Origin of the sequence: Actinomadura sp. NPDC048032 (assembly GCF_040653175.1) — a bacterium.
Taxonomy (GTDB): Bacteria; Actinomycetota; Actinomycetes; order Streptosporangiales; family Streptosporangiaceae; genus Spirillospora; species Spirillospora verrucosospora.
This window is the reverse complement of sequence record NZ_JBEZJP010000006.1, coordinates 1-21,567: the sequence shown is the minus strand read 5'-3', so window position 1 is coordinate 21,567 and position 21,567 is coordinate 1. Positions and strand designations below refer to the sequence as shown.

The 21,567-nt window shown below is 74.0% G+C and carries 18 protein-coding genes, 4 tRNA genes and 1 pseudogene; 13 read left to right on the top strand and 10 right to left on the bottom strand.

The window, feature by feature from the left end:
* Positions 1–81: 81 nt before the first annotated feature.
* From AB0C69_RS01965 to AB0C69_RS01955, 3 genes are all read right to left on the bottom strand, one after another.
* Positions 82–1,665, bottom strand: coding sequence for a PQQ-binding-like beta-propeller repeat protein (locus AB0C69_RS01965; protein WP_360348528.1), 1,584 nt, complete (start codon positions 1,663–1,665; stop codon positions 82–84).
* 10 nt (positions 1,666–1,675) lie between these two features.
* Positions 1,676–2,080: a LytTR family DNA-binding domain-containing protein gene (locus AB0C69_RS01960; RefSeq protein ID WP_345179352.1), complete on the bottom strand. Its 405-nt coding sequence runs from the start codon at positions 2,078–2,080 to the stop codon at positions 1,676–1,678.
* Positions 2,081–2,175: 95 nt separating this feature from the next.
* Positions 2,176–3,798, bottom strand: a complete 1,623-nt coding sequence (locus AB0C69_RS01955; protein ID WP_360348525.1) for a carboxylesterase family protein — start codon at positions 3,796–3,798, stop codon at positions 2,176–2,178.
* 254 nt (positions 3,799–4,052) lie between these two features.
* Between AB0C69_RS01955 and AB0C69_RS01950 the strand changes: the two genes are divergently transcribed.
* The gene (locus tag AB0C69_RS01950) at positions 4,053–5,237 is read left to right on the top strand and encodes an acyl-CoA dehydrogenase family protein (RefSeq protein WP_360348522.1); all 1,185 of its coding nucleotides are present in this window, start codon (positions 4,053–4,055) and stop codon (positions 5,235–5,237) included.
* A complete protein-coding gene (locus AB0C69_RS01945) occupies positions 5,234–6,136 on the top strand; it encodes an acyl-CoA dehydrogenase family protein (RefSeq protein WP_360348519.1) in 903 nt (300 codons plus the stop codon). Before AB0C69_RS01950 ends, AB0C69_RS01945 begins: the two co-directional genes overlap by 4 nt.
* On the opposite strand, the gene AB0C69_RS01940 is transcribed toward AB0C69_RS01945, so the two are convergent.
* Entirely contained in the window at positions 6,133–7,692 is a 1,560-nt protein-coding gene (locus AB0C69_RS01940; protein WP_345179344.1) for a FadD3 family acyl-CoA ligase, read from the bottom strand. The two genes, AB0C69_RS01945 and AB0C69_RS01940, sit on opposite strands and share 4 nt — an antisense overlap.
* 112 nt (positions 7,693–7,804) lie before the next feature.
* Positions 7,805–8,251, bottom strand: a complete 447-nt coding sequence (locus AB0C69_RS01935; protein WP_360348516.1) for a MarR family transcriptional regulator — start codon at positions 8,249–8,251, stop codon at positions 7,805–7,807.
* A 62-nt stretch (positions 8,252–8,313) separates the two neighbouring features.
* Here AB0C69_RS01935 and AB0C69_RS01930 point away from each other — a divergent pair, with 62 nt between their 5' ends.
* The 4 genes and pseudogenes from AB0C69_RS01930 to AB0C69_RS01915 form a co-directional block, all read left to right on the top strand.
* Complete coding sequence (locus AB0C69_RS01930; protein WP_360348513.1) at positions 8,314–9,435, top strand: FAD-dependent monooxygenase; 1,122 nt, start codon at positions 8,314–8,316, stop codon at positions 9,433–9,435.
* Positions 9,436–9,556: 121 nt separating this feature from the next.
* Positions 9,557–11,149 (top strand): Coagulation factor 5/8 type domain-containing protein, encoded by a 1,593-nt coding sequence (locus AB0C69_RS01925; RefSeq protein WP_360348511.1) that lies wholly within the window; start codon positions 9,557–9,559, stop codon positions 11,147–11,149.
* Between the two features lie 112 nt (positions 11,150–11,261).
* Complete coding sequence (locus AB0C69_RS01920) at positions 11,262–12,194, top strand: aminoglycoside phosphotransferase family protein (RefSeq protein ID WP_360348508.1); 933 nt, start codon at positions 11,262–11,264, stop codon at positions 12,192–12,194.
* 74 nt (positions 12,195–12,268) lie between these two features.
* Positions 12,269–12,847 (top strand): annotated as a pseudogene (locus tag AB0C69_RS01915) (cbb3-type cytochrome c oxidase subunit I); the annotation flags it as partial.
* 10 nt (positions 12,848–12,857) lie between these two features.
* Here the strand turns inward: AB0C69_RS01915 and AB0C69_RS01910 are convergent.
* Positions 12,858–14,492: a ubiquinol-cytochrome c reductase cytochrome b subunit gene (locus tag AB0C69_RS01910; RefSeq protein WP_360348505.1), complete on the bottom strand. Its 1,635-nt coding sequence runs from the start codon at positions 14,490–14,492 to the stop codon at positions 12,858–12,860.
* Positions 14,493–14,581: 89 nt separating this feature from the next.
* Positions 14,582–15,460, bottom strand: coding sequence for a LysR family transcriptional regulator (locus AB0C69_RS01905; RefSeq protein WP_360348502.1), 879 nt, complete (start codon positions 15,458–15,460; stop codon positions 14,582–14,584).
* Between the two features lie 97 nt (positions 15,461–15,557).
* Here AB0C69_RS01905 and AB0C69_RS01900 point away from each other — a divergent pair, with 97 nt between their 5' ends.
* On the top strand, positions 15,558–16,952 hold the full coding sequence (locus AB0C69_RS01900) for an MFS transporter (RefSeq protein ID WP_360348499.1): 1,395 nt from the start codon (positions 15,558–15,560) through the stop codon (positions 16,950–16,952).
* Here AB0C69_RS01900 and AB0C69_RS01895 read toward each other — a convergent pair.
* From AB0C69_RS01895 to AB0C69_RS01885, 3 genes are all read right to left on the bottom strand, one after another.
* A complete protein-coding gene (locus AB0C69_RS01895; protein WP_345187777.1) occupies positions 16,918–18,027 on the bottom strand; it encodes a PrsW family intramembrane metalloprotease in 1,110 nt (369 codons plus the stop codon). The two genes, AB0C69_RS01900 and AB0C69_RS01895, sit on opposite strands and share 35 nt — an antisense overlap.
* Positions 18,018–18,587 (bottom strand): hypothetical protein, encoded by a 570-nt coding sequence (locus AB0C69_RS01890; protein ID WP_360348496.1) that lies wholly within the window; start codon positions 18,585–18,587, stop codon positions 18,018–18,020. Before AB0C69_RS01890 ends, AB0C69_RS01895 begins: the two co-directional genes overlap by 10 nt.
* 92 nt (positions 18,588–18,679) lie before the next feature.
* Positions 18,680–19,483, bottom strand: coding sequence for a pentapeptide repeat-containing protein (locus AB0C69_RS01885; RefSeq protein WP_360348493.1), 804 nt, complete (start codon positions 19,481–19,483; stop codon positions 18,680–18,682).
* 103 nt (positions 19,484–19,586) lie between these two features.
* On the opposite strand from AB0C69_RS01885, the gene AB0C69_RS01880 reads away from it, so the two are divergent.
* The 6 genes from AB0C69_RS01880 to AB0C69_RS01855 all read left to right on the top strand — a co-directional run bounded on the left by AB0C69_RS01880 (position 19,587) and on the right by AB0C69_RS01855 (position 21,250).
* Complete coding sequence (locus tag AB0C69_RS01880; protein ID WP_360348490.1) at positions 19,587–20,369, top strand: putative protein N(5)-glutamine methyltransferase; 783 nt, start codon at positions 19,587–19,589, stop codon at positions 20,367–20,369.
* 54 nt (positions 20,370–20,423) lie between these two features.
* Positions 20,424–20,552, top strand: coding sequence for an LPFR motif small protein (locus tag AB0C69_RS01875; RefSeq protein WP_268248260.1), 129 nt, complete (start codon positions 20,424–20,426; stop codon positions 20,550–20,552).
* Positions 20,553–20,844: 292 nt separating this feature from the next.
* Positions 20,845–20,917: transfer RNA gene (locus AB0C69_RS01870), tRNA-Ala, on the top strand.
* A gap of 1 nt (position 20,918) precedes the next feature.
* Positions 20,919–20,990, top strand: a tRNA-Phe gene (locus tag AB0C69_RS01865).
* A gap of 27 nt (positions 20,991–21,017) precedes the next feature.
* Positions 21,018–21,089: transfer RNA gene (locus AB0C69_RS01860), tRNA-Gly, on the top strand.
* Between the two features lie 90 nt (positions 21,090–21,179).
* A tRNA-Gln gene (locus AB0C69_RS01855) sits at positions 21,180–21,250 on the top strand.
* Positions 21,251–21,567 lie beyond the last annotated feature (317 nt).

Genomic DNA, 21,567 nt, shown 5'->3' with positions numbered 1-21,567 from the left:
TGCCGGTGTCGCGGTGGCGTCCGGAGCCGTCCCCGTACGATGAGCCGCCGCAGGTGGACGCCTTCTGCGGCGTCGGCCGCGTCAGCGGCTGAAGGCGAGGAGGGCGTAGCCCTTGTCGTTGGGGTAGGGCGTGAACATGTCGCCGGTCAGGACGTAGACCATGCCGTGCGAGACCACGGCGCCGCCTCCGCCGGCCAGGGAGCCGCCGCGGGCGGTGCCGCCGTCGACGGTCGGGAAGTCGGCGATGGTGTCGAAGCTCCAGAGGACCTCGCCGGTGCGGGACGAGTAGGCGCGCATCTTGCCGTCCATGCCGCCCTCCCAGACGAGGCCGGGGGTGGTCGTCACGGCGGGCGGGTGGCCGAGGCGGCAGACCTTCGGGTACTGGGCCGCGCCGCCGGTGGTGCAGCCGTCCGCCGGGTTCGGCGTCTTCCAGGCGACGTGGCCGTTGGACGGGTCGAGCGCGAACAGCGTGCCCGGGTTCGCCATGTAGGTGGCGACGTAGAGGCGGTGGCCGTCGTAGCTCGCGCCCCACTGGATCCCGCTCAGGCCGCCGCCCGGCATCGGCGTGGACAGCTGGCGCTGCCAGACGATCTCCCCCGTGCGGGCGTCCAGGACGTGGTAGACGCCGACCTTCTGGCCGATGCCGATGAGGCGGCGCCCGTGCACGGTGAACAGGCTGGGCGCGGCGCCGAGGTCGAAGTCCAGGGCGGTGCCGTCGGGGAGGTTGGGGCAGTACTGCTGGTCTTCGGGGGACGGGCTGCTGCACTCGCGGCGCCAGGTGTCGAAGTCGGTCATCTTGCGGGTCCAGCGCGGTCTCCCCGTCCTGGCGTCCAGGGCGAGGACGGAGTCGAAGTGCCCTCCGCTGCCGCTGTAGTTCTGGCCGGTGCCGACGTAGAGGGTGCCCGTGGCGGAGTCGATGGACGGGCTGCTCCACACGCCCGCGCCGGACGGCGTGTAGCGCGGCACCCCGTTCGGCCAGGTGCCGTCCTGGCGCGGCTCCGGGACGGTGTAGAAGCGCCAGTCGAGCTCACCCGTGTCGGTGTCCAGGGCGTCGACGTGGCCGCGGAACGTGCAGCAGGGGTGCTCCTTGCCCATGAGGTTCTCGCCGCTGGACACCCCGACATAGACACGGCCCCGGTAGACGATGGGGGAACTGGTGACGGTGGCGCTGACGTGGTCGTCGATCCGTTTCGCCCAGTCGAGCGTGCCGGTGTCCTGGTCCAGGGCGTACATGTAGCCGCGCGTGTCTCCGAAGAACACCCGGCCGTGGGAGACGGCCGCGCCGTCGCGGACCTGAGCGAAACCCGTCCCGACGGTGCCGAGGTCGAACTCCCACTTGGCCGCGCCCGTGCGGGCGTCGCGGGCGCGGAAGCGTCCGTCCGGGCCGCCGAAATAGACGGTGCGGCCCACGACGGCGGGCTGGCTGTGGGGGGCGCCCGCCTGCTTCGGGAAACCGAAGGCCCATCTGAGCTTGAGTCCGCCGACGTTCGCGGGCGTGATGCCGCGTTCGGCCGGGTTGTACCGGGTGCCGTTCAGGTTCTGCTGCCAGGTCGGCCAGTCGCCGGACAGGGGGCGTCCGGACGCGGCCGGTCCGGGGGCGACGGACGCGCTGACGGCCAGGCACGCGGCGGCGGTGAGGGCCGCCGCCCGTCTGCTGTGACGCATGGGATCTCCTTCACGGGGTTCTGGTTCCGGGGAGGGCGCCCCGGACGAGCCGGTCGCGGAGGGCGCCGGCGTTGCGGCGGCTGACGGTCAGCCGCGCGTCGCCGAGCCGGAGCGTGCACCGCCCCGACTCGACGACCATCTCCTCGACGTGGGCGAGGGCGACCAGATGCGACCGGTGGATGCGGACGAATCCGGCGTCCCGCCACGCCTCCTCCAGCGCGGCCAGCGAGACCCGGACGAGGTGGCTGCCCGTGCCCGTGTAGAGGCGGGCGTAGTCGCCGTGGGCCTCGGCGTACCGGACGTCCGACCGCCGGACGAACCGGACCGCGCGCCCCACCCCGACCGGGATCACCTCGTCGGCGGCCTCCCGCCGCCCGCCGGCGTCGACCACGAGGACGACCACTGTGGCGTGCATGCGCACATGGAAACCGCGGGGCCGATCGATGATCAAGGGCGGGGTGGGACATCTGTCACGTCCGGCACAGGTCGTGGCACCGGGCGTCAAGGCGCTCAGCCGCCGAAGGGGGCGTGCCGGTTCCAGAAGCCGCAGTGGTGCTGCTCCGCGATCTCGTGGGTGACCTGGCTGTCCCCGGCCGGGACGAGCGAGAGGACGGCCGGGTCCCGGGGCGTGAAGCGGGGCCAGAAGGGCGTCCCGTCCACGGTGGGGTTCCCGGTGCGGGCGAACCCCGTCCACTGGGCGGTGAGCTGCGCGCCGAACGCCTTCTGGTTCGCGGTCGGCTCGGCGCCGCCGGGGAACGGCGACAGGAACGGGCTCTCGCTCACGTGGTAGGAGCCGTTCGGCTTCGTCGGGTCGAGGAAGAACATGGGCGGTGCGTCGGCGTTGTCGGTCTGGTAGGCGAAGACCGGGATGTGCCTGGCCAGCCGCTCGTCGTTGAGGAGCGCGGGGCACACGGAGTTGGAGTCGGCGACGATCGTCCGGTACGCGATGAACGCGGACGGCGCAGGGAAGCGCTCCAGCGGGTACAGCTTCAGGACGCGGCTCGCGAGCGGCCCGTACTGCTGCCGGACGTACTCCCGGTACTTCTCGGGGGTGTCGGCGGACGGGAGCTGGACCTCGTCCCGGTCGACGCCGTGCATCAGCGTGACCTTGTTGACCTTCCCCTCGGCGAACGCCTGGGCGGGCGACATCGGGAGGATCTCGCCGTCCACGACCGGGCCCTGCGTCCCGGTGTCCGGCCCGATGCCGTTGCCGGCCTGCGAGAGCAGCTTGTCGACGGGCAGGGCGCGCAGGCAGGCGGCGTCCTCGCAGCCGAGCGCGGCGGCGAACCGCTCACCGGCCTTCCGGGCCTCGTCCTCGCCCGGCAGCTCGGTCTTGCAGTCCTGCGGCTGCCACTGGACGTCCACGCCGAGCAGCGAGTTGTACTCGCCGCTCTGCGCGATGCCCTTCTGGAACAGGCCCTTCGCGGCCGGGGACGCGGTGTTGGCGCAGACGCTCGACCCTCCGGCGGACGCGCCGTAGATCGTCACGTTGCGGGGGTCGCCGCCGAAGCGCGCGATGTTGCGCCGGACCCATCCCAGCGCGGCCTGCTGGTCCCGCAGCGCGTAGTTGCCCGCGTGGGCGCCGAACCCCTCGTGCGCCATGAACCCGAAGATCCCGAGCCGGTAGTGCACCCCGACGTTGATGACGCCGCCCTCCTTGACGAGGTGCGTCCCGTCGGACGGCGCCCCGAGCCGGAACCCGCCGCCGTGCAGCTCCACCATCACCGGCAGCGGCCGGCCGCCGGTCCTCTCAGGGGCGGTGATGTCCAGCGTGAGGCAGTCCTCGCTGGTCGAGCCGGGTCCGAGGCCGGGCGGCTGCGGGCACGCGCTCCCGCGCCGGGTCGCCTCCAGGGTGGACGTCCAACCCGCGGGCGGCGCGGTCGGCGCCCACCGCAGGTTCCCCACGGGGGGCGCCGCGTAGGGGACGCCGAGCCAGGAGCGGACGCCGTCCCCCGCCGTCCCGCACACCGGGCCCTTGTCGGTCCGCACGGTCGTCCCCTCCGCGCAGGCCGGGGCCTCTCCGGCGCGCGGGCCATCCTGCGCCCGGGCGGGCGCCGAGGCCGCGAACGCCACGGCCGCCGCTCCCGCCGACGCCGCCGAGGCGACCGCGAGAAGCCATCTTCTGGACTGCATGTCTGACCGTCCTCACCGCGTGGGTCTCCTGCCGGACGGCCCGAACGTAAGGCGGCCCAGGGGCCCCACGACAGGACATCCCCGGCAGATGCGGGAGAGCGGCGGCGCCGACGCGCCGAACGGCCTCCCCTCACCGCCGAGCGGCGGCTTCCGAGGGGGTTTCCCGGCCGCCGGGGATCTCACTGGGCGGGAGGGGGCGGCGGGGGCGGCGAGGGGCGGATACTCTACCAAACAGTTGTTAGAAAGAGGGTCGCATGGATCTTGAGTTCGGGGCGGCGGACGAGGAGTTCCGCGGCGAGGTGCGGGCGTGGCTGCGCGAGCACGTCCCGGCGCGGCCCCTCCCGTCGCTGGAGACCGGGGAGGGCTTCGCCGCGCACCGCGAGTGGGAGCGGACGCTCGGCGCGGCGCGGCTGGGTGTGGTGTCGTGGCCGGAGGAGTACGGCGGGCGCGGCGCGTCGGTGCTGCAGTGGCTGGTCTTCGAGGAGGAGTACTACGCGGCGGGCGCGCCGGGGCGGGTCAGCCAGAACGGCATCAACCTGCTGGCGCCGACGCTGCTCAAGCACGGGACGCCCGAGCAGCTCGCGCGGATCCTGCCGCCGATGGCGGCGGGCGAGGTGATCTGGGCGCAGGCGTGGTCGGAGCCGGGCGCGGGCAGCGACCTGGCGGCCCTGCGGGCGACGGCGACCCGGACCGACGGCGGCTGGCTGCTGGACGGGCAGAAGACGTGGAGCTCCCGGGCGGCGTTCGCCGACCGGGGATTCGGCCTGTTCCGGTCGGATCCCGAGGCGTCCCGGGATGAGCGGAGCGAACCGGGGGGTGCGGGGGGTCGTCCCCCCGCAGTGAGTAGACACAAGGGGCTCACCTACCTGATGTTCCCGCTGGACGCGGAGGGCGTGACGGTCCGCCCGATCGGGCGCCTGGACGGCAAGCCCGCGTTCGCCGAGCTGTTCCTCGACAAGGTCTTCGTCCCTGACGAGGACGTCATCGGCGAGCCTGGGGACGGCTGGCGGGTCGCGATGGCCACCGCCGGCAACGAGCGCGGCCTCACGCTGCGCAGCCCAGGCCGGTTCACCGCGGCGGCCGAGCGGCTCGTCGAGCTGTGGAAGGAGCGCGCGGACGCCTCCGGCGACGCGCTGCGGGACCGGGTCGCGGACGTGTGGATCAGGGCGCGGGCCTACCGGCTCAAGGGCTTCGAGACGGTCTCGCGGGACGACGACGCCGGCGCGGAGTCGAGCCTGAACAAGGTGTTCTGGTCGGAGCTGGACGTGGCGCTGCACGAGACCGCGCTCGACCTGCTCGGCCCGGACGGCGAGCTGGAGTCGGAGTGGCTGGAGAACTACGTGTTCTCGCTGGCCGGCCCCATCTACGCGGGCACGAACGAGATCCAGCGCAACGTGATCGCCGAGCGGCTGCTCGGCCTGCCGAGGGGGTCCCGGTGAAGTTCGTTCTCTCCGCCGAGCAGCGGATGTTCGGCGAGACGCTGCGCAAGCTGCTGGGCGCGGCCGGAACCGCCGACACGGCCCGCGCCTGGGCCGCGGGGGACACCGGGCCGGGGCGCGCGCTGTGGTCGGCGGTCGCCGAGACCGGGGCGTTCGCGGTGGCCGTCCCGGAGGAGGCGGGCGGCGCCGGGCCGCTGCCCGTCGAGCTGGCCGTCGCCGCGGAGGAGCTGGGGCGGGCCGCCGCGCCCGGCCCCTACGTGGAGACGCTCGCCGCCGCCGAGCTGCTGGGCGGGTCGCCGTGGCTGCCGCGCATCGCCGAGGGCGAGGCGGTCGTGACGCTCGCCGTCCCGCACGCCCTGGACGCCGACGTCGCCGACCTGGTGCTCACCGCCGACGGCGTCGAGCGGAAGGCGGCCGGGGAGGCCGCCCGGTCGCTGGACCCGGCGCGGCGGCTGTTCCGCGTCCCCGGGGGCGCGGGGTTCACCGACCTCGGCGTGCTGCTGTGCGCGGCGCAGCAGGTCGGGATCGGGCGGGCGCTGCTGGAGGTGTCGGTCGAGTACGCCAGGACGCGGCGGCAGTTCGGCCGCCCGATCGGCGAGTACCAGGCGATCAAGCACCATCTGGCGAGCGCGATGGTCGAGCTGGAGTTCGCCCGCCCGCTGGTGTTCGGGGCGGCGCTGGCGTACGGGACGCCGGACTTCGCGCGGGACGTGTCCGCCGCGAAGGTCGCCGCGTCCGAGGCGTCCTACGGGATGGCCAAGACCGCGCTCCAGGTGCACGGCGCGATCGGCTACACCGACGAGTACGACCCGTCGCTGTGGATCCGCAAGGCGCGGGCCCTGTACTCGGCGTGGGGCACCGTGGCCGAGCACCGGGCGCGGGTCGTCGCCGCCCTCTAGAGGCGCTCCTTCAGCTTCACGCGCCAGATCTTGCCGGACGCGGTCTTCGGGAGGTCGTCCACGAAGACGACCTCCCGGGGGACCTTGAAGTTCGCGAGCCGCTCCCGGCAGTGCGCGACCAGCTCGTCCCGCGTGGCCGTCCTGCCGGGGCGGAGCCGGACGTAGGCGCGCCCCACCTCGCCCATGCGCGCGTCCGGGACGCCGACGACGCCCGACTCGGCGACGGCGTCGTGGCGGGCGAGGACGTTCTCGACCTCGGCCGGGTACACGTTGAACCCGCCGACGACGAACATCTCCTTGGTGCGCCCGGTGATGGTGATGTTGCCGCGCTCGTCGACGCGCCCGCGGTCGCCGGTGTCGAGCCAGCCGTCGCGGACCGTCTCGGCGGTCGCCTCCGGGTCGTCCAGGTAGCCCTTCATGACGTTGTAGCCGCGCACGAGGATCGCGCCGTCGGTCCCGGGCGGGACCCGCTCGCCGTCGCCGTCGACGATCGCGACCTCGACGTCGGCGATGGGCCTGCCGGACGTGGTGGCGATGGTCTCGTCGTCGTCGTCCACCGAGCAGGCCGTGACCGTGCCGGACGACTCGGTCAGCCCGTACGCGGTCACGACCTCGGGGAACAGCTCCTCCTTGATGCGCCGCACCAGCGCGACGGGCACGTCCCCCGCCCCCGTGACCGCCAGCCGCAGGGACGACAGGTCGCGCTCGTCCCGGCCGGGGGCGTCCAGGAGGGCGGTGTAGATGGTGGGCGGCCCCGGCAGGACGGTGATCCGCTCACGCTCGATGAGCCGCAGCGTCTCGGGGACGTCGAACGTGCGCTGCAGCACCATCGTGGCGCCCTGGATCACGCACGCCAGCACGCCGGCCTTGTAGCCGAACGTGTGGAACATCGGATTCACGATGAGGTAGCGGTCGCCCGCCCGGACGCCGGTGCGGCCCGCCCACGCCCGGTAGGTGCGGACGTTCTGCTCGTGCGTGACCACGACGCCCTTGGGCCTGCCGGTGGTTCCGGAGGTGAACAGGATGTCGGCGACGTCGTCCGGCGCGACGGCCGCGGCCCGCGCGTCCGCCTCGTCCGGGGGCGCGGCCTTGGCGGTGAAGTCGTCCCAGGAGATCACTCCCGGGCGCGCGGCGCCGTTGAACGTGACGACCGTCCGCAGCGCGGGCAGCCCGGGGGCGCCGGATCCGTCCACGCCGAGCATGCCGGGGTAGTCGATGCCGAGGAACCCGTCCTCCACGAACAGGATCTTCGCGCCGGCCTTGGAGAGCGGCCACCGGGCCTCGTCACCCTTGTAGCGGGTGTTCAGCGGGACGAGCGTCGCGCCGGCGCCGAGGGCGCCGAGCACGGTGACGATCCAGCGCAGGCCGTTCGGCGCCCAGACGGAGATGCGGTCCCCCGGCTCGATCCCGGCGCCGACGAACGCGCCCGTCGCCTGGCGGACCTGCTCGCGCAGCTCGGCGAAGGTGACCCGGACGTCCCCGTCCACGACCGCCTCCGCGTCCGGAAACTCCCGCGCCGCCCGCGCCACCAACCCCGGAACCGTCAGCTCGCTCATGAGCCACCATCATCCCGGTCGCGCCCCCGCCCGGCCTTCGGCGTCCCGGTGACCGGTACATCCGTCTCGTCCCGGCAAACGAGGGTGTAGGCGCGGCCCGTCTCGCCGTCCGCTAGGCGTCGCGCGCTTCGGCCGTGGCCGTCCGGTAGGCCGCGGCGATGCCGTCGAGCATGCCCACCAGCAGCGGCGCCTGCTCCGGGGAGTAGCGGGCGCCGACCTCGTCCAGGTGGCGGCGGGCCCCGGCGGCGAGGGCGCGGTAGTCGTCGAGGCCGTCCTCGACCAGCTCCACGGTGACCGTCCGGCGGTCGTGCTCGCCGCGGACGCGCCGCGCGTAGCCGGCCTTCTCCAGCCGGTCGACCAGCCGGGTCGCCGAGGCGGACGGCAGCCGGAGCTCCTCGGAGATCGCGCCCACCGGCAGCGGGCCGCGCATCTCCAGCAGGATCACGGCGGCGACGTCGAGGGGCCGCAGGCCGAGCCGGTCGGCGACCGCCTCGTTGTGGAGGAGGACCGCGATCAGGAATTCGCGGAAGACGTCCTCTCCCGCCCGTTCGGCACCCACCCGCGCAGGATACTCCGGGGCGATGTAACTTCATATCGGAGATACTTCACTTTGGAGGGGATATGGAGATCCTCGTCATCGGCGCGGGGGTGGGCGGCCTGGCCGTCGCGCGCGCGCTGCTCGCCGCGGGCCACGAGGTGCGGGTCCACGAGCAGGCGCCCGGGCCCCGGACGGGCGGCAAGGCGGTGCTCATCTGGAGCAACGGCAACGCCGTCCTGCACGACCTCGGCGTGACGCTGGACGGCGCCGGCAACCGCATCGACCGGATCGACGCCCTCACGTCCACCGGGCGGCTGCGCACCGGGCAGGACATCGCGCACGCCGCGTCCCGTTACGGCTTCGAGACGAAGGCCATCGCCCGCCGCGACCTGCTCGGACGGCTCGCCGCCGGCCTGCCGGAGGACCTCGTCCGCCACGGCGCGGCCTGCACGGGCCTGATCCAGGACGGCGACCGCGTCACGGCGTCCTTCGACGACGGATCGACCGACACCGGGGACCTGCTGATCGGAGCGGACGGCCACCACTCGGTGGTGCGGCGTCAGCTGTGGGGCGACGGCGCCGTGCGGCCCGCGGCGTTCGGCACCTGGCAGGGGCTCGGCCCGATCGGGATCGAGCTGACCGGCACCCACCGCCACCTCATGATCACCGGACGGGAGGGGGCGTGCGGGCTCATGCCCGCGGGCGGCGGCCTGCTCCAGTGGTGGTTCGACCTGCGCTGGACGCCCGGCGACCCGCGGCCCGCGTCCCCCCTCGCCGAGTTGCGGCGGCGCTTCGGGCACTGGGCGTCCCCCGTGCCGGAGGTGCTCGCCGCCGCGGCCGACGGCGACGTCGAGTTCTTCGGGCACCACTGGAACAAGGTGCGCGAGGTCTGGGGCGAGGGCCGGGTCACCCTGGTCGGCGACGCCGCGCACACCATGCCGCCCACCCTCGGGCAGGGCGCCAACCAGACGCTTGAGGACGCCTGGGTCCTCGGCCGCGAACTCGCCGGGGCGGGTGACCCGGCGTCCGGGCTGCGCGCCTACGAGAGGGCCCGCCACCCGAAGATCTCCCTGGTCTCCCGCATGGCGCGGCGCAATCCCGCGAACTGGCGCATCCCGCCGCTGGTCGGCCGGCTGGTCCCGGAGACGTCCCAGAGCGCCCTGCTCGCCCGGTTCAGCAACCGGCTCGCGGCGGAGTCCCCCTGACCGCGCTCTCCTGAGGGACCCGGGCTGACCGGCCACGATGTGAGGACTATTCACATTTTGCCGGATCGGTGTTTCACTCGGCGGAGAGCCACTGGACGTCTCCCCCGGCCGAGGTGCCCCCATGCCCGTCCGCCGTGCCACCCGCGTTCCGATCCTCCTCGTTCTCCTGCTCGCCCTCCTGCCCGTCCCCCGCGCGCACGCGGAGGGCGAGCCGCGCGAGGTGCGCGGCTACGTCGACGCCCACAGCCACCTGATGGCGTACGAGGCGTTCGGCGGCGCGCTCATGTGCGGCAAGCCGTTCGACCCGCGCGGCATCCAGGAGGCGCTGCGCGACTGCCCCGACCACGCCGGCAACGGCGTGCTCGCCTGGTGGGAGAACTTCAACCGGTACGGCACCCCGTTCGGGACGCACGACCCGACCGGCTGGCCGACGTTCAAGGACTGGCCCGCCTACGACTCCCGCACCCACCAGCAGGTGTACTACGAGTGGCTGGAGCGGTCCTGGCGGGCCGGACAGCGCGTCCTCGTCAACCACCTGGTGGACAACCGGCAGCTCTGCGAGATCTATCCGCTCAAGCGCAACCCCTGCGACGAGATGGCGGGCATCCGGCTCCAGGCGCAGCGGATGCGGGAGATGCAGTCCTTCATCGACGGGCGCAGCGGCGGCCCCGGCAAGGGCTGGTTCCGGATCGTGCGCGACTCGGCGGACGCCCGCCGGGTCATCGAGGACGGCAAGCTCGCCGTCGTCCTCGGCATCGAGACCTCCGAGCCGTTCGGCTGCCGGATCGTCGGCGGCGCCCCGGCCTGCACGCGCGCCGACATCGACCGGGGGCTGGACGAGGCGCGGAGCCTCGGCGTGGCCTCGATGTTCGTGTGCCACAAGTACGACAACGCGCTGTGCGGCGTGCGGTTCGACGGCGGGGTGGCGGGCGCGTTCGTCAACCTCGCCAACTTCGTCGGCACCGGGCGGTTCTGGCAGGCCGAGACGTGCACCGGCCCCGCCCACGACAACACGATCGCCCCGGCGGGCGAGGTCGGCGACGCCCTCCAGCCGATCCTGAAGCTGCTCGGGATGGCGGGGATCACGCTCCCGATCTATCCGAGCGGCCCACACTGCAACGTCCGGGGGCTCAGCGACCTCGGCGCGTACATGGTGCGGGGGATGATGAAGCGGCACATGATCGTCGAGGTCGACCACATGAGCGCGAAGGCCGCCGACCGGACCCTCGGCATCCTCGAGGCCGCGCGGTACCCCGGCGTCGTCTCGTCCCACAGCTGGATGGACGCGACGTACCTGCCCCGCGTCTACCGGCTCGGCGGCATGGTGGCCGGGTACGGCAGCGCGGCCGACCGGTTCACCGCCGAGTGGCGGCGGGACAAGGCCCAGCGCGATCCCGCCCGCCTGTTCGGCTACGGCTACGGGCTCGACGCCAACGGCATGGGCGCGCTTCCGGAGCCCCGCACGGGCGGGGACGCGGGCCCGCTGCGCTACCCCTTCACGTCGCCGATCGACCCGGCGGTGAAGCTCGACCGCCTCCGCGCCGGGCTGCGCACCTGGGACCTCAACACCGACGGCGTCGCCAACTACGGCCTCGTCCCGGACTGGATCGCCGACCTCCGCGCGGTCGGCGGGCCGGAGATCACCGAGGACATGGCGCGCGGCGCGGAGGTCTACCTGCGGATGTGGCGCGGCGCCGAGGAGGCGCCGTCCTGAAAGACCGGTAGGCTTCACGGCATGCGTTGACCCCTGCCCGGAAGCCGGGCACCGCCGACGTCTCCTTCGTGACACGCGACCTGAACCGGAGCACACGAAGGAGACGTCAACCATGAGCACGTCGATCCGCATCGACGTTCCCGAGGCGCTCGCCGCCTCGCACAGCAAGTACTTCGGCGCGTCCGGCCGCGCCTGGATCGCGGCGCTGCCCGACCTGGCCGACGCGTTCCTGGAGCGCTGGGCCCTGCGCCTGGACGGCCCGGGACGGCACGGCGTGGTCTCGCTCGTGCTGCCGGTGACCCGCGCCGACGGCACGCCCGCCGCGCTCAAGCTCCAGCCGGTCACCGACGAGCACGCCACCGAACCGGTCGGCCTGCGCGTATGGGACGGCGACGGAGCGGTGCGCCTGCTCGACCACGACGCGGACACCGGCACGATGCTGCTCGAACGCCTGGACGCGGCCCGGCCGCTGTCGTCGGTGGCCGACGACGACACCGCCGTCGGCGTGCTGGCCGAGCTGCTGGTGCGCCTGGTCGCGGTGCCCGCGCCCGAGGGGCTGCGCCGCCTGGCCGACATCGCCGCCGCCATGCTCGACGAGGTTCCCGGGGCCGTGCCCGCGCTGCGCGACCCGGCCGACCGGCGGCTGGTGCGGACGTGCGCCTCGGCCGTGGCCGAACTGGTCGGCGAACCCGGCGACCGCCTGCTGCACTGGGACCTGCACTACGACAACGTCCTCGCCGCCGAGCGGGAGCCCTGGCTGGCCATCGATCCCAAGCCCCTCGCCGGCGACCCCGGATTCGACCTGCTGCCGGCGCTGGACAACCGCTGGGAGGAGGTGGTGGCGAGCGGTGCGATCACCCGGACGGTCCTGCGCCGCTTCGACCTGCTCACCGAGGCCCTCGGCCTGGACCGGAAGCGGGCCACCGGCTGGACGCTCGGCCGCGTTCTGCAGAACGCACTGTGGGACGTCGAGGACGGCGAGACCGCCCTGGGCCCCGCCCAGGTAGCCATCGCCACCGCCCTGCTCCGCCACCGCGCTGGATGACCCCGCAGAGGCGGGCCGTTCTCACCCGCGCGGGCTGAAGGCCCGCACCGCGCCGGCGCCCGCGGGGAGGCTTCCTGACGGGGGTCATCCTCGCCTCGCCCCCCATGGACTTCCACCTCACCGACTCCTTCTTCGTCGTCGCCCATCTGCACTACGTGCTGTTCGGCACCGTGGTGTTCGCGATGTTCGGCGGGTTCTACTTCTGGTGGCCGAAGATGACGGGCCGGAAGCTGAACGAGACCTGGGGGAAGGTCCACTTCTGGACGCTGTTCTTCGGCTTCCACACCACCTTCCTCGTCCAGCACTGGCTGGGCGCCGAAGGCATGCCGCGGCGCTACGCCGACTACGCCGACCAGTTCGCGACCCTGAACTTCGTGTCGTCGATCGGCTCGTTCGTCCTGGGCGCCTCGACGTTCGCGTTCCTGTGGAACGTGCTGTGGTCCTGGCGGCACGCCGAACGCGTCGGGACGGACGACCCGTGGGGCGCCGGAGCCTCGCTGGAATGGGCGACCTCGTGCCCGCCTCCCCGCCACAACTTCACCTCGATGCCGCGCATCCGTTCCTCGCGCCCCGCGTTCGACCTGCACTACCCGCCGAAGGAGCCGCCGCAGGAGGCCGAGCCGGCGCTGCCGCCGCCGGGATGGTCCGGCTGACGGGCGCCGGTCACTCGCCCTGGCCGTCCTCCGGGCCGCCCTTCCGCAGGTCGCCCTGGCCGCCGCCGTGCGACTCCGCCTGGTAGTTGAGATAGAAGCGGTTGACGCGGGTCCGGACCTGCGTGCGGGCCCGGTCCGGTGTCGGCAGCGGGATCACGTGGTGCGGGTAGGGCGCGACCAGGTCGCCGGGCCGCCGGGCCCGCATCAGCGCCTCCGCCTCCTCCGACGGCTGCTCGTGCCGCTCCCGGAACCCCCCTTCCGGCGTCAGCGAGACCAGGCCGCTCTCCACGCCCTCCTCGCGCGTCCGCAGGTCGCGGCGCTGGAGGCTCAGGCAGACCCGGCGGGTGACGGCGAAGGCCGCGATCGGGAAGACGAAGAAGCCGGCGCGGAAGAACCAGGTCGTCCAGAACAGCGGGATCTTGAAGGTCGAGGAGAGGTAGTCGTTGCCGCCGGCCGCCAGCAGGTTGCCGTACCAGGCGATGACGGCGGCCCCGATCGCGGTCCTGGTCGCGGCGTTGCGCGGCCGGTCCAGCAGGTGGTGCAGGCGCTCGTCCCCCGTGGCCCAGCGCTCCACGAACGGGTACAGGCCGATGAGCGTGAAGAACGCGCCGGGCAGGAGGACGGCGGGGACCAGCACGTTCCAGGAGATCGTGTGCCCGGCGACGGTCGTGGACAGGGGCGGCATGATGCGCAGCGAGCCTTCGAGGAACCCGACGTACCAGTCGGGCTGGGAGCCGAACGACACCTGGTCCGGGTCGTAGGGGCCGTACAGCCAGACCGGGTTGATCTGGAAGAAGGCCGCCAGCCCGGCCAGGACGCCGAAGGTGAAGAGGAAGTAGGCCGTGCTCTGCGTCGCGAAATGCGGGAAGGTCGGCTCCCCGGTCACCGCCCGCTCCCGCCGCCCCCGGCCCGGGAAGATCGTGTGGGTCTGGTGCCAGAGGATCATCAGGTGCGCGGTGATGAGGGCCAGCAGGATCCCGGGGATGAGCAGGATGTGCACGGTGAACAGCCGCGGGATGAACTCCTCGGCGGACGGGAACTGCCCGCCGAAGGCCCACAGGGCCGCGTACGTCCCGACGAGCGGGACCGACAGCAGGATGCCCTGGAAGATCCGCAGGCCGGTGCCCGACAGCAGGTCGTCCGGCAGCGAGTACCCGGCGAACCCCTCGGCGACGGCCAGCGTGAACAGCGTCGTGCCGATCACCCAGTTGATCTCCCGCGGCTTGCGGAAGGCGCCGGTGAAGAAGACCCGCAGGAGGTGGACGCAGATCGCCGCGACGAAGACGTTCGCCCCCCAGTGGTGGATCTGCCGCATCAGCAGCCCGCCCCGCACGTCGAACGACACGTGCAGGGTGGAGGCGTACGCCTCGCTGACCCTGACGCCCTTGAGCGGGCCGTACGAGCCGTCGTAGACGATCTCCGTACCGCTCGGGTGGAAGAACAGCGTCAGGTAGACGCCGGTGAGCAGGAGGACGACGAACGAGTAGAGCGCGATCTCGCCGAGCAGGAACGACCAGTGCTTGGGGAACGCCTTGCGGATGTTCTTGTCCAGGAACTCCGCGGACCCGAGCCGGTCGTTGACCCCCCAGAAGAGCTGCCGCACCCGCTCGGCCGTCGCGGTCTCGCTCCCGTTTTGCCCTGCCATAGCGTTCTCCCCCGCCGAGCAGTGGTGTCCTCTGGCGGCTACCCGGGGTGGGTAGGGGCAAACGCTCCGTGACGGCGGCGCGGACAGGGTCAGGCGCCGGCCGCGTAAAGCACCTCCCGCATGCCGGGAAGGGCTTCCCGGTCGGCGCGCCAGACGAGGCGGAGGCCCAGGTCCGGGGCGTCGAACGCCAGCCGGGCGAGGGTTCCGGCGGCCAGCCGGTCGCGGACGGCGAACTCGGGGAGCAGCGCGATGCCGAGGCCCTGCTCGGCCCAGGACGCCATCACGGTGACGCTGCCCGCCCTGACCCGCTCGACCGCGGAGCCGAGAAGCCGCTCGCCGGCCATCCAGAACGAGCACGTCGGCACGTTGACCAGCAGCTTCTCGCCGTGCAGGTCGCCGGCGGCCAGGCGGGGGGCCGCGGCGAGCCGGTGGTCCGGCGCGGCGACGAGGGCGAGCGGCACCGGCTCCACGTCGACGAAGTCCAGCGGCGCCGGCGGGGGCGGGAAACCGAGCCCGCCCACGTCCTCCCCGGCGTCCAGCAGCAGCGCGGCCTCCAGGTCCCCGGAGGCGACCGCGTCGAGGAGCCGGTCGCGGGCCGCGTCCGACCGGACCTCGACCCGCAGGCCGGGCCGCCGCTCGGCCAGCCTGGCCAGGACGCGGGGGACGTGCGTGGCGGCGATCGACTCCAGCGCGCCGAGCCGCAGCACCGGCCGCTCCCCGGCCACCTCGCGGCGGGCCTCCTCCGCCTGCCGCAGCAGGCGCCGCGCCCACCCGCGCATCCGCTCGCCCGCCTCGGTCGGCCGCATGCCCTTCGGGCCGCGGTGGAACAGCGGGACGCCCAGCGACGCCTCCAGCGCGCGGATCTGCTCCGACACCGACGACGGCGCGAGACCGAGCGCGTTGGCCGCGTCGGTGACGGTCCGGTGGGCGAGGACGGCCTCGAACGTCCGCAGCTGGCGCAGTTCCATGCCGGTGGCAACCCGGCCCGTCCGTTCGGATATTCCGAACGCGCCGTGCGGTTCCGCCGGTGGAGCCCGGCGGCGCGGATTCCCAGACTGGGGCCCCATGACCTCGGTTCTTCCCTCCGCACCGGCGGACGCGGCCCCCGCGCGGCGCGGCCTCGCCCTCCTCGGCATCTCGCTCGGTTACTTCATGGTGCTGCTCGACACGACCGTCCTGTCGGTGGCCGAACCCGACCTCGCCGACTCCCTGAACGGGACGGTCGCGGGCCTGCAATGGGCCGTCACCGGCTACACCGTCGTCTTCGGGGCGCTGCTCCCGTCGGCGGGCGCCCTCGCCGACCGGTACGGCGCGCACCGCGTCTTCCGCGTGGGCGTCGCGGCCTTCGGCGCGGGGTCGCTGCTGTGCGCCGCGGCGCCGGACCTGTGGACGCTCGTCGCGCTGCGCGCGGTCCTCGGCGCCGCCGCCGCGGCCTGCGTGCCCGCGTCCATGGCGATGATCGTCCGCCTGTACCCCGCGCCCGCCGAGCGCGCCCGCGCCGTGGCGACCTGGGCGGCGACCAGCGGCGCCGCCCTCGCGGCCGGCCCCGTCGCGGGCGGCGCCCTGGTCGGCCTCGCGGGCTGGCGCGCGATCTTCCTGGTGAACGTCCCGCTCGCCGCCGCCGTCCTCGCGCTCGCGGCGGGACGGGCCGTGCGCTGCCCGCGCGGGGTCCGGCGCATCGACCCGGCGGCGCAGCTCCTCGCGTGCGCCGCGCTGGGACTGCTGACCGACGCCCTCATCGCCCTGGGCGGCGGGCCGGGCGTCCACGCGGCCGCCTCGGCGGCCGGAGCGGTCGCGGCCGGTGCGGCGTTCGCGGTCCGCGAGCGCGGGAGCCGGGCGCCGGTCCTGGTCCCGGCGGTGCTCCGGGCGCCGGGAATGCGAGCCGCGCTGGCCGCCGGCGCCGCGGTCAACTTCGTCATGACCGGAGTGCTGTTCGTGCTGCCGCTGGTGTTCCGGCAGAGCGTCGGGCTGACGCCGTTCCAGACCGGCCTGGCGTTCCTGCCGATGACCCTGCCGTTCGCTTTCAACCCGCTGCTCACCGGGCGCATCGTCGCGCGGACGGGGCCGCGCCGCCCCGTCCTGGCGGGACTGGGCCTGCTGACCGCCGGGGGAGTGCTGTTCGGCGCCGTGCTGCCGGACGGCGCGTCCTACCCGTCGCTCGTCGCGGGCCTGCTGTGCACCGGGTTCGGCGTGTCGTTCGCGCTGCCCGCCCTCGCGACGATGGTCGTCGCCGCGGCCCCCGAGGGCGCGGCCGGCGCGGCGGGCGGCCTGCTGAACGCCGTCCGGCAGCTCGGCGCCACCCTCGGCGTCGCGATCATGGGGGCGTTCGCGCCGGTCGGAGCGGGGGACGGCTCCCGCGATCCGGCCGACGCCCTGCTCGTCGCCGCCGCCGTCTGCGCGGTCGCCTGCGCCTACGTCCTCGCCGCTACGCCACGCGCACGTTCGCGCCGGACGCCTTGAGGTCGTCCCGCAGGGCGCGGATGTCGGTGCGCAGCCGCTCGGCGGCCCGCGGGTCCGGTTCCAGGCCGCCGAGGCCGTCCTCGATGAGGGCGAGTTCGGCGGTTCGGAGCCGTTCGAGCAGCCGGCGCGTCTCCCCGGCCGGCACGCCCCACTGCTCCTTCCGGCGCCACTTGCGGAACGCGAGCACGTGGCCCTCGCCCGGTATCAGGACGCCGCCCCGCGTCTCGGCGTGCACTGTGCGCCGGAAGTGCGAGAGGTAGCGGCGCCTGGCCAGGCGGTAGGAGACGACCGCCGCCAGCAGGATCGGCGCGCCCTTCACCGGCATCAGCACCAGCCCGGTCAGGACGGGGGCGTCCCACCAGGAGTGCAGCGCCATCGCCAGGACGAACGCGCCCACCGCGGCGGTGAGGTGCGCCTTGGAGGCGCGTCCGATCAGGCAGCCCAGGCCCGCGCCGCCGACCGCCGTCATCGCCCAGTGGCTCCACCACGCCCCGCAGACCACCCGGGTGCCGAACGAGAAGAACGCCGCGTTCGCGTCGTGCGTGGCGCCCGTGAGGACGATCGTGTTCAGCACGTACAGGAAGTTCTCCGCGAACTGGAAACCCAGCCCCGACAGCGCGCCGTAGCCCCACCCGTCGAGCGGCCCGCGGACCGCGGCCGGCGCCATCAGCGCCAGCGTCGCGACGCCGAGCAGCTTCAGGATCTCCTCGTCCACCGGCGCGGCGATCGACGCGCCCCAGGCGGCGTTGAACCCCGGCCCGGCGGTCTTCCCGACGATCGCCTGGAACGCCGCGTTGGCGGGCAGCGCGGTCCCGAACGCGGCCAGCCCGCCCCACGCCACCGCGATCAGCGCGTAGCCGAGCGGCGGCGAGCGGACGGGGTGCAGCCGCCGCAGCAGCCATACTCCGCCGGCCAGCGCCGGCGCGAGCAGCACGGCCCCGGCGATCGCGCCGGAGGGGAACGCAGCGACGTGTGCGCCGATCCCGCGCAGCGCGATCCAGGCGCCGAGCAGGCACGCCGCCGCCCACAGCCAGAACGCGGGACGGCGCACCGGCCCGCCGCGGGTCATCCCCATGGCGCCGCGATCCTGATCGTCCGCACCATCGCCTCGACCTGCGGGGCCGCGTCCCCGAAGGCGCGCGGCGGGCCCGTCGCCGTGACCGCCGCGCCGAGCGTCCCCTTGGCGAACACGGTCGCCGTGCCGACGCGCTCGCGCCCCGCGAGCCGTCCGGTCAGCCCGGTCAGGCCCTGCGCGGTCGTGAACGGGACGGGCCCCGTCCCGAGGCGGGTGCGCCCGCCCGCGGCGACGATCCGCCCGAGACCGCCCCACAGCGCCCGGGTGTCCGCCGATCCCAGCGGGACCACCACGCTGAGGTCGAAGACCACGTCGCCGCTGAGCAGTTCGGCGCTGCTGGCGAGGGAGGTGGTGCCCCGGTTCAGGACCCAGCCGGGGGAGGTGACCGAGAACGTCACCGGGCGGACGCCGCCGCGCTCCGTCCCGACCGACACCACCGTGCCCGGCGCCAGCGGCTGCCCGCGGGTCCCGAGGGCCCGGTCGAGCAAGGGAAGCCCGGCGCCGAAGACCAGCAGCACGAGCGCCACCACGCCCGTCCCCCACCATCTGACCCGCACCACGCGACCCCCCGACGACGTGCGCTGCGGAAATGCCCTTTGACAGGCGGAAATGCCCCTTGACAGGGCGGCTAAACAAGATCAGGCCGCGGGGGTCACCAGTGCGCGGGCCGCGCCAGCGCGGCGGGAAGCCGCGTCGCCGCGTCGCCGCGCGCCGAGTCGAGCTGCGCCTGGGTCAGGAAGAGGCATCCGGTGAGGTCGGCGCCCCGCAGATCGGCGTCCCGCAGGTCCGCGCCGGTCAGGTCGGCGACCCGCAGGTCCGCCCCTCGGAGGTCGGCGGCGATCAGATACGCGCCGCGCAGGTCGGCGCCCCGCAGGTCGGCCCCCTTGAGCCTCGCCCCCACCAGATCCGCCCCCCGCCGGTTCTTCCTCCGTCCGGGGACCCCCGCCCTGGCGAGCTCTCCCGCCCGCGACAGCAGGCCGTTCACCCTCTCCCGGACGGCCCGGACGTCCACCTCGGCGACCTCGGCGGGGCCGCCCTCGGTGAGGCGGTCGACCTCGTCGGACGCCCGCCGCAGCTCGTCGCGGATCGAGCCGGAGGACGGCATCGCCGCGGCCTGGTCCAGGTACCAGAGCAACTCGTGGAGCTGGCGCATCACGGGGAACACGGCGAACATGCGGCGCGCGACGTCCGGATCTCCGCGCCAGTCCGTGCCGGAGAAGGTCTCGCGCGACACCTTCTGCCCGGCGCCGAAGCAGTCGAAGACCGTGCAGCCCGGAAAGCCGCGCTCCCGGAGGTCGGCGTGGATGCCGCAGCGGAAGTCGGCCAAGAGGTTGCGGCAGGGCTCGCCCGCGTCCTTGTCCACGGCGAAGTCGGCGGACCGCGAGAACGGCAGCGCGACGCAGCACAGCCCGAAGCAACTGGCGCAGTCGGCCTTCAGATCCGATCTCTCCGGCACTTCCCGACCCCCCGGCTCGTGGACGACGCTCCATTGTCGCGCCGGGCCGGCCGTGCCCTGGACGCGCGGACCGCCGCGGTCCCGGATACAGTTGCGGACTCCTATGACACCACCCCTCACCGAACCCGCCATCGTCTCCAGACTCCGCGCCGCGGGCTGCGTGTTCGCGGAGGACGAGGCGCGGCTCATCCTCTCCACGGCCCGGACCCCGGACGACGCCGCCGCCATGGTCGAGCGGCGCGCGAACGGCGAGCCGCTCGAACACGTCCTCGGCTGGGCGATGTTCTGCGGGCTGCGGATCGCCGTCGGACCCGGGGTCTTCGTGCCGCGGCACCGCACCCAGTTCCTCGTCCGGCGGGCCCACGCCCTCGCGCCTCCCCGGCCGGTGATCCTCGACCTGTGCTGCGGATCGGGCGCGCTCGGGGCCGCGCTCGCCTCCGGCGTGGGGGAGTGCGTCCTGCACGCCGCCGACATCGAACCCGCGGCGGTGCGCTGCGCCCGCGGCAACATCGCGCCGTACGGCGGCACGGCCCACGAGGGCGACCTCTTCGACCCCGTCCCGGGTGAGCTGCGCGGGCAGGTCGACGTGCTTCTGGCGAACGTGCCCTACGTCCCGACCGGGGACGTCGCGCTGATGCCTGCGGAGGCGCGCGACCACGAACCGCGTTCGGCGCTCGACGGCGGCCCCGACGGCCTCGACGTGCTGCGCCGCGTCACCGCCGAGGCGTCGAGCTGGCTCGCCCCGGGCGGCCGCCTGCTGTTCGAGACGAGCGACCGGCAGGCCGCCGCGGCCGTCGCCGCCGTGGAGGCCGGCGGCCTCGCGGCCGCCGTCGCGGCGTCCGAGGAATTCTCCGCCACGGTCATTGTCGGCGCAAAGCCGGTGTAAAACTCCACAGGCGGGTATCGGTCGGTCAGGACCGAGCCGAAGGAGTGAAGCCAGATGCGCCGCATCAGCGCAGCGATCAGCGCCATTGTCGGGACGATCGTCAGCGTCGTGACCCTGCCGTTCCGCGTTCTGGGGCGGTTGCTGACCCCCGGTCGCGGCCGCAGCCGCCGCGGGGCGGCGTGACGCATATCCGGATCGCCCCGGGCCGGTTCTCCCCGAACGGCCCGGGGCGATCGCATGGAAAAAGCGTTGCGCGCCCGGCCGGCGTCCCGCACCATAGGAGCAAGCCACTGATCGGAAACGGACGGGAAGGAGCGGCGGCCATGGTCACGACCATCACCCAGCAGGCCCCGCGGCTTTCCGGATTCGGCGCGGGTCAGGGTCCCGTCTTTATCGGAAACGCCTCTGGATAGGGCCGCCAGGCTCCGCCGGAGGCCGCCAGGGAGAGATCCCGGCGGCCTTTCGTTTCCCTCAAGGGTCAGTAGCTCAATGGGGAGAGCGCCCGCCTTGCAAGCGGGAGGATGCCGGTTCGAATCCGGCCCGATCCACGGCCTTCGAGCTCATGTGGACGAGCGCCCGGTCGAAACCCGGGAGGACGAGGTTCGACTCCTCGGACGGCCACCGAGCGGAGCTTTCCCGGCTCCGCGCGTCGCACAGGCCTGAATGGTGAGGCGGCTGGCTTCCACCCAGCAGAACCGGGTTCGATTCCCGGGTGCGGCTCTGGACTGGACCGGCGGGAGTAACGACCCCCGGCCGGTCCTCCCCGTGCCCACGGGCGGGCGGACGCCACCGCCCGCCGGCGGGCACCCGTGCTGGATCATCCAAGGGCAGGATGCGTGACTCTGGATCACGTCATGCAGGTTCGACCCCTGCTCCAGCAGCCCGACGGCCGGGCCGCCGCCTCACCGGCGGAGCCCGCAGCGTCAGTACTCGCCCGTCGGCCTGCCGGAGGCGGCGCCCGTGGAGCTGAGCCGCGCCTGGCGGCGCGGCCACGACAACCCGGCGCTCGACCTGCTGCTGCGGCACTTGTGACCGCCGGAGACCGCCTTGACGGCGCCCGCCCGCTCGCTTAATTTGGCGTCCAAATATTGGCCGTCAAAGTATCGGCCCGCATCCCCGGCAACCTGGAGGAACGATGAGCGACTTTCCCTCGTACGCGCCGTCTGAGGAGCATGAGCTGCTGCGGAGTTCGGTGCGT

Excerpts from the sequence above, each read along its gene's own strand:
- AB0C69_RS01895 (WP_345187777.1), bottom strand. The coding sequence starts at position 18,027 with ATGGGGATGACCCGCGGCGGGCCGGTGCGCCGTCCCGCGTTCTGGCTG.
- AB0C69_RS01925 (WP_360348511.1), top strand. The coding sequence starts at position 9,557 with ATGCCCGTCCGCCGTGCCACCCGCGTTCCGATCCTCCTCGTTCTCCTG.
- AB0C69_RS01920 (WP_360348508.1), top strand. The coding sequence starts at position 11,262 with ATGAGCACGTCGATCCGCATCGACGTTCCCGAGGCGCTCGCCGCCTCG.
- AB0C69_RS01910 (WP_360348505.1), bottom strand. The coding sequence starts at position 14,492 with ATGGCAGGGCAAAACGGGAGCGAGACCGCGACGGCCGAGCGGGTGCGG.
- AB0C69_RS01950 (WP_360348522.1), top strand. The coding sequence starts at position 4,053 with ATGGATCTTGAGTTCGGGGCGGCGGACGAGGAGTTCCGCGGCGAGGTG.
- AB0C69_RS01880 (WP_360348490.1), top strand. The coding sequence starts at position 19,587 with ATGACACCACCCCTCACCGAACCCGCCATCGTCTCCAGACTCCGCGCC.
- AB0C69_RS01905 (WP_360348502.1), bottom strand. The coding sequence starts at position 15,460 with ATGGAACTGCGCCAGCTGCGGACGTTCGAGGCCGTCCTCGCCCACCGG.
- AB0C69_RS01900 (WP_360348499.1), top strand. The coding sequence starts at position 15,558 with ATGACCTCGGTTCTTCCCTCCGCACCGGCGGACGCGGCCCCCGCGCGG.
- AB0C69_RS01930 (WP_360348513.1), top strand. The coding sequence starts at position 8,314 with ATGGAGATCCTCGTCATCGGCGCGGGGGTGGGCGGCCTGGCCGTCGCG.
- AB0C69_RS01875 (WP_268248260.1), top strand. The coding sequence starts at position 20,424 with ATGCGCCGCATCAGCGCAGCGATCAGCGCCATTGTCGGGACGATCGTC.
- AB0C69_RS01960 (WP_345179352.1), bottom strand. The coding sequence starts at position 2,080 with ATGCACGCCACAGTGGTCGTCCTCGTGGTCGACGCCGGCGGGCGGCGG.
- AB0C69_RS01940 (WP_345179344.1), bottom strand. The coding sequence starts at position 7,692 with ATGAGCGAGCTGACGGTTCCGGGGTTGGTGGCGCGGGCGGCGCGGGAG.
- AB0C69_RS01965 (WP_360348528.1), bottom strand. The coding sequence starts at position 1,665 with ATGCGTCACAGCAGACGGGCGGCGGCCCTCACCGCCGCCGCGTGCCTG.
- AB0C69_RS01955 (WP_360348525.1), bottom strand. The coding sequence starts at position 3,798 with ATGCAGTCCAGAAGATGGCTTCTCGCGGTCGCCTCGGCGGCGTCGGCG.